This window comes from Candidatus Infernicultor aquiphilus (assembly GCF_002784285.1).
In the GTDB taxonomy this organism is placed as follows: Bacteria; Atribacterota; Phoenicimicrobiia; order Phoenicimicrobiales; family Phoenicimicrobiaceae; genus Infernicultor; species Infernicultor aquiphilus.
Genome location: NZ_PFKO01000337.1, coordinates 1 through 6964 on the forward strand (window position 1 = coordinate 1; position 6964 = coordinate 6964).

Genomic DNA, 6964 nt, shown 5'->3' on the forward strand with positions numbered 1-6964 from the left:
GATTGGAGAATTGGTAGATTGGAGAATTGGTTAATCGGTGAATTGGCTAATTGGTGAATTGGAGAATAGATAAATTGATAAATTTGGGAAAAGAATTAAGTGATTGGATAGAAAACAAGGTAACTATGGCAAAAGGTAAAGGAGTAGTATTGGGATTAAGTGGAGGAATTGATTCTGCAGTAGTAGCAGTATTGTGCAAAAAAGTTTTTCCCAAACATACTTTAGCTTTAGTTATGCCTTGTCACAGTATAAGTAAAGATCTTGATGATGCTTTAGAGTTAGCTAAAAAGTTTAATATTTTTTATAAAATAATTGATTTGTCAGGAATATATGATTTATTTGTTTCTGTATTATTAGACAGTAAAGAAAAAAAGGCCAGTTTTAAATTGGCAAAAGAAAACATAAAACCCCGATTAAGAATGATAACTTTGTATTATTTTGCTAATAAATTAAATTATTTAGTTGTCGGAACGGGCAATAAAACTGAGTTAATGGTGGGATATTTTACTAAATATGGGGATGGAGGAGCAGATATTTTACCTTTAGGTAATTTGTTAAAGAATCAAGTTAGAGAATTAGCAGAATATTTAAGGATTCCAAAAAAAATTATTAGTAAACCTCCTTCTGCAGGTCTTTGGAAAGGTCAAACCGATGAAGAGGAAATTGGTGTAAGTTATGAGCAATTAGATAAGTATTTGAATGGAGAGGAATTAAATAATAAAATGATAGAAGAAGTGATTCAAAACAAAATAATTACCAGTGAACATAAGCGAAGTACACCAACAATCCCTGATTTTTAAAATTTAAAAAATATTTAAATTTTCCTCATAATTTATTTTTAATGTTTTTATACTTTTAGATATATAGAGAATTTTTTATAATCTAAAGAAAATATTATGATAAGTAACCTGAATTACCATTAATTTTAATTAATGTCTCCTCTCTGCCTGTACGTGCCTGCCTGTGCGTGTCCGCACGCAGACAGGTTCGCACGTAGACAGATAATTGAAACTAATCTTCCAATATGTTAAAATTATTAAAAAATAAATCAGATTAAAATTGTTTTAACATTTTTTATATATAAGGAGAAATAAATTATGTCTGGACATTCAAAATGGAGTACCATTAAAAGAAAAAAAGGTAAAGTGGATAATCAGAGAGGAAAATTATTTTCTAAATTAATTCGAGTAATAACTGTTGCTGCTCGCTCAGGGGGAGGAGATCCTGAGGCTAATGTAAAATTAAAAACTGTTATCCAATTAGCAAAAGAAAATAATATGCCCAACGAAAATATTGAAAGAGCTGTTAAACGAGGAACTGGTGAAGCTGAAGGAGTTTCTTACGAAGAAATAATTTATGAAGGTTACGGGCCAGGAGGGGTTGCAGTTTTAATGGAAACTTTGACTGATAATAAAAATAGAACAGCTCCAGAGATTAGAAGGATTTTTTCTAAAAATGCGGGTAACTTAGGCGAAAATGGTTGTGTAGCATGGATGTTTGATAAAAGAGGGTATTTTATCTTTGAAAAAGATAAAGTTGACGAAGATACTATTGTAGACTTGGCTCTTGAAGCAGAAGCTGAAGATGTAAAGACTGATAAGAAAAATATCGAAGTTATTACTCTACCTGAAAATTATGTAAAATTTAATAATTTAATTAAAGAACATAGTATTAATTGTTTGCTTAATGAGGTTACTTTAATTCCAAAGACTACTGTAGATTTAGAAGGTAAAAAAGCAATACAAATGCTTAATTTAATGGAACAATTAGAAGATCAGGATGATGTGCAAAAGGTTTATGCTAATTTTAATATTGCCGATGAAATTATGGAAGAAATATCAACCAGCAAGGAGAAATTGTGATTATCTTAGGTATTGATCCTGGACTTGCTAATGCTGGATACGGTCTAATACGATATGAAAAAAAGGAAATTACCTTAATTGATTATGGATGTATAGTAACTAATAAAAAAGATACTTTTACTCTTAGATTAAAAAAAATATATTATAAAATAAAGGAAATTATTGAAAAATACAATCCTCAAGAAGTTAGCATTGAGGAAGTATTTTTTAATAAGAATACTAAAACTGCACTTATAGTTAGTAAAGTGCAAGGTATGATAGCTATAACTGTTGCTTTAATGGGATTAGAACTTTATGAGTACACTCCATTACAAGTTAAACAAGCTACGGTAGGAAATGGGAGGGCGGAAAAATATCAAGTTCAATCGATGGTTAAAGTCTTACTCAATTTACCTAAAATTCCTCATCCTGATCATGCAGCAGATGCTTTAGCGATAGCGATTTGTCATATACATACTAAGTATTAAATTTAGTCGTTAGTTAAGAAAAGAGTAAGAAAGAAATAGATGCAGAAATGAAAATAGTATATAGCATTGAGTATATAGTAAAGAGAAGACAGAAGATGGGAAAGAGGAAAGATAGGGTATATAAGAATCGCGTATCGTGTAAAATAGAAATAAAAAGATGTAGGGGCGTATTTTATACGCCCTAATAGCGTATAGGTAGCCGGGGCTTGATTTATCAAGCCCGCAAAAAATGGTTCGAGTAAATTCGACCCCTACACTAAAAGTTATAATTTATTTGGAAAAAGTTTTGAGTTTTAAATTATGGTTTTTCGCTTTTCTGCCTGTGCGTTGCCTGACTGCGAGCGTACTCGCTCTGCCTTTGCGTTACACGCAGACAGGTCAGGCAGGCACGCAGACAGGTAGCTTTAAGTTTTTAGCTAAAAAGCCCCATTTGGGAGGTTTAAATTTGATAACTTTTCTGGAAGGAATAGTTGATACGGTCGCCATAAATTATCTTATCTTAAATATAGGTGGCATAGGTTATAAAATTAATATTCCTACTTATAATAATCTTGTCTTAAAAACCGGAGATAAAATTAAAATTTATACTTATTTATATTTAAGAGAAGATAAAATAATGTTATACGGATTTTTAAGTAAAAAAGAAGAAGAATTTTTTAGATTGCTGCTTGGTACACCTGGCGTAGGCCCAAAAGTAGGTTTAAATATTTTATCTAAAATGACTCCTGATGATTTTAGCAAAGCAATTCTTCAAGAAGATTTAGAATCGATAACCACCATAGTAGGAATTGGTCATAAGTTAGCCAAGAAAATTATTTTAGAGTTGAAAGAGAAAATAAGTAAGGTAATTTTTATAGAGAAAAGTTTAGAAAAAAGTTTTACACCCGAGATCATAAAAGATGCTATTGACGCTCTTAAAGTATTAGGTTATACCCACAAAAAAGCAATGTCTGCAGTGGAAAAAACTCAAGAAAAATTTAAAGGAAAATTAAAGGTAGAAGAATTAATTCGAGAATCCTTAAGGATTATTTAACCATGACTGGTCTTATTTAATTTTTAGATTTATTATAAAAAGTGTTTTTAATATTTAACGGAGCAAATAAATGGAATTAAAAGAAAAAACTATTGATTTGGGGTTAAGAAAAGAAGAACCAGATTTAGATACAAATTTAAGGCCAAAATTTTTTAAAGAATTTATTGGTCAGGAGAATATTAGAAAGAATTTAAAAATTTATATAAGTGCTGCTAAAAAAAGGAAAGAACCAATTGATCATATTCTTTTATATGGTCCTCCAGGCTTAGGTAAAACTACCTTGGCTTATATAATAGCTAATGAAATGGGTGTCAATATTAAAATGACTTCTGGCCCAGTTATTGAAAGAGCAGGAGATTTAGCGGCAATAATTACTAATTTACAAGAAAATGATGTTTTATTTATAGATGAAATTCACCGACTAAGCCGAGCAGTTGAAGAGATATTATATCCCGCTATGGAAGACTTCGAATTGGATATTCTGATTGGTAAAGGTCCCAGCGCACGTTCCATACGTATAAGTCTACCAAAATTTACTCTTATTGGAGCTACTACCCGTACGGGGTTGATTACCTCACCCTTAAGAAGTCGCTTTGGGGTTATCACTCGAGTTGGTTATTATCAGGAAGATGAAATTGAACAGGTAGTAATAAGATCTTCCCAAATTTTAAAAGTTAAAATAACCGAAAAAGCAGTAAAAAAAATTTCTCAAAGATCGAGAGGTACTCCCCGTATCGCTAATAGACTTTTAAGGAGACTTCGTGATTATGCTCAAATAAAAGGCGAAGGAATTATTACTGAAGAAATTGCTGATTATGGTTTAAATATGATGGAAATTGATAATTTTGGCTTGTGCGATATAGATAAAAAATTATTACTTACTATAATAGAAAATTTTTCCGGTGGTCCAGTAGGTTTACAAAGCTTAGCTGCTTCCATTAGTGAGGATGCAGATACTATCTGTGATGTTTATGAACCATATCTTTTGCAAAAGGGTTTTCTTCATCGAACACCTAAGGGAAGAATAGCTACAGATTTAACTTATAAACATTTTGATAAAAAAAGGAAAAAAGATATGCAGGGGAAATTGTTATAGAAAATAATAGCGTAAAGTGTAAAGCGCAAAACTAAAACTAAAAACTTAAAATTAAGAAAAATAATTTTGAATTTTGAATTATGGTTTTTCGCTTTTCGCTTTGAGTTTTTAGTTTTATGAAAAATAATAGTAAGTTTTATTAAGAAGGAGAGCACACCTCATACGAACGAAGAATTTAAAAAGGAGATAGATCAATTGGGGAAAACAGAAAGAGGAAAGATAAAAAAGTTTTTTTTATTTTTAGGGATAAGCATTTTTTGGATTTTTATATTTAATAGAAATATTTCAGCTGTAGAAAAAATACCCTTGCTTCGAGTAGGTATATTTTTAAATCAAGATGAATTAAATATAACAGGAGATGGCGTTTTTAAGATTTATAATTTAAAATCGGAAGTTCTTATAGGTGAAGAAAATAATAAGATAATTAAGATGTTGCCTCATGAAAAAGGGATAGAAATTTTAGGGAAAAGTGTTTATTCTGGTCCTATAAAAATTGTTCCAGTGGGAAAAACTAAAATTATAGTTTTAATTAATGGACAAAAGTATCGATATCGAGGGGATATTGAAGTAGATATTGATAAAGTTTCTAGAAAATTAAATATTATTAATATTATAAGTATGGAAGAATATCTTTATGGAGTTTTAAAAAAAGAAATATCTCCTCAGTGGCCAGCAGAAGCCTTAAAAGCTCAAGCTATTGCCTCTAGAACTTTTGCTATCTTTACTATTAATATGAATAAATATATTGATAAAGACTATAATATCTGCGCTACTACCAATAGTCAAGCTTATGGAGGAGTAAATCATGAAGATACTTTAACTAATAAGGCGGTTGACGAAACAAGAGGTTTAGTTATGGTTTATAATGGAAAACCAATTAATGCAGTTTATCATTCTGATAGTGGGGGCTATACCGAGGACAGTGAAAATGTTTGGGGAAGTTATATACCTTATTTAAGAAGTGTAAAATCAATATTTGAAGAAAAAGTTTCTTCACCCCATCATACCTGGGAGTATTCTATAAATGAAAAAAATTTAACGGAGAAACTACAAGAAGAAGGTTATAAAATAGATTCTGTTGCTTCTATTAAAATAGCTAAAAAAGGCGAAACTGGCAGGATAAATGAATTAGCTTTCACCTCTGAGAATAATGAAATTATTTATATAAAAGCCAATGATTTAAGAAGATTAATTGGGCTAGATTTAATCAGAAGTACTCTTTTTGATATTAAGGTAATAGGGAAAGAATTAAATATTATGAATAATACGGAAAGTAAAGAGAGAATTGAGAAGAAAGAAGATCAAGAAGGATCAATAAAAGATATTTTAGAACAAAAAAAAGATTGGACTATTAAGGAATTAATTGAATTAATGAAGAAGAGGAAGGAAGAAAATAAGAAGGAAGAGGCAGTAGATGAGGTGGAAATCGATAAAATCGATAAAATAGATGTTCCTTTAACTTTTTTGTTCTCTGGTTTAGGGAATGGACATGGAGTTGGAATGTCACAATGGGGTGCTTACGGTATGTCCGTTCAAGGAGCCAGATACCAAGATATATTAAAGTATTATTATAAAGGAATAAAAATTATAAAAGAATATTAAAATAGATAAATAGGTAGAAAATGCAATTAAAAGAATTTGATTATTACCTTCCTCCGGGCTTTATTGCTCAAAGGCCAATTAGACCAAGAGATCATAGTCGTTTGATGATTTTAAATCGATGTAAAAAAGAAATCCATCATAAAATTTTTAAAGATATTAGAGATTATCTTAAAGAAGGAGATCTTTTAGTTTTAAATAATACTAAAGTATTACCAGTAAGATTATATGGTTTTAAAGAAAATACTAAGGGAAAAGTAGAAATTTTGCTTCTTAAGTTTTTAAAAGATAAATATTGGGAAGTTTTAGTAAAACCAGGGAAGATTATTCATTTAGGCACTAAAATAATCTTTGGAGCTGAATTAGAGGGGATAATAGAAGGTAAAGACCAAGAAAAAGGCAGCTATTTTATTCAATTTGTTTTTAGAGGTAATTTTAAAGAGGTACTAAATAAAATTGGACAAATGCCCACTCCACCTTATATTAAGGAAAAATTGAAGAAAAAAGATGACTATCAAACGGTTTATGCCCTTCAAGAAGGTTCAATAGCTGCTCCCACTGCCGGGTTTCATTTTACTAAACCCTTATTAGGAGAACTTACTTATAAAGGCGTTGAAATAGCTTATTTAACTTTGCATATTGGTCGAGGAACTTTTGAACCTATAAGAGTTTCAAAAGTAGAAGAACATAAAATGGATTCAGAGTTTTATGATGTTTCTCCTAATGTTGTTGAAAAAATTAATCAAGCCCGACGTGAAAAAAGACGGATTATTTCAGTAGGGACTACCACAACGCGTGCCTTAGAATCAGCTTTTAATATTGATAAGGATGAAGTTATAAGTGGTAGTAGGTGGAGTGAGATATTTATTTATCCCGGATATAAATTTAAAGTTATAGATGTATTGAT

General features: G+C 30.3%; 7 protein-coding genes. All 7 read left to right on the forward strand.

The features are described 5' to 3' along the window. The first annotated feature begins 83 nt into the window (after positions 1-83). Positions 84-800, forward strand: a complete 717-nt coding sequence (nadE, locus tag COZ07_RS09350; RefSeq protein WP_406608297.1) for an NAD(+) synthase — start codon at positions 84-86, stop codon at positions 798-800. Positions 801-1097: 297 nt separating this feature from the next. Continuing rightward, positions 1098-1862, forward strand: a complete 765-nt coding sequence (locus COZ07_RS09355; RefSeq protein WP_406608298.1) for a YebC/PmpR family DNA-binding transcriptional regulator — start codon at positions 1098-1100, stop codon at positions 1860-1862. After that, a complete protein-coding gene (gene ruvC, locus COZ07_RS09360; RefSeq protein ID WP_406608299.1) occupies positions 1859-2329 on the forward strand; it encodes a crossover junction endodeoxyribonuclease RuvC in 471 nt (156 codons plus the stop codon). The genes COZ07_RS09355 and ruvC overlap by 4 nt, the downstream gene beginning before the upstream one ends. A 445-nt stretch (positions 2330-2774) precedes the next feature. Next, a complete protein-coding gene (gene ruvA, locus COZ07_RS09365; RefSeq protein WP_406608300.1) occupies positions 2775-3362 on the forward strand; it encodes a Holliday junction ATP-dependent DNA helicase RuvA in 588 nt (195 codons plus the stop codon). A 70-nt stretch (positions 3363-3432) separates the two neighbouring features. Further along, positions 3433-4458, forward strand: coding sequence for a Holliday junction branch migration DNA helicase RuvB (gene ruvB / locus COZ07_RS09370; protein ID WP_406608301.1), 1026 nt, complete (start codon positions 3433-3435; stop codon positions 4456-4458). A gap of 195 nt (positions 4459-4653) precedes the next feature. Then, on the forward strand, positions 4654-6060 hold the full coding sequence (locus COZ07_RS09375) for a SpoIID/LytB domain-containing protein (protein ID WP_406608302.1): 1407 nt from the start codon (positions 4654-4656) through the stop codon (positions 6058-6060). Between the two features lie 20 nt (positions 6061-6080). Beyond that, positions 6081-6964, forward strand: an 884-nt coding sequence (gene queA / locus COZ07_RS09380) for an S-adenosylmethionine:tRNA ribosyltransferase-isomerase (protein WP_406608303.1), incomplete at its 3' end; no start/stop codon positions are given.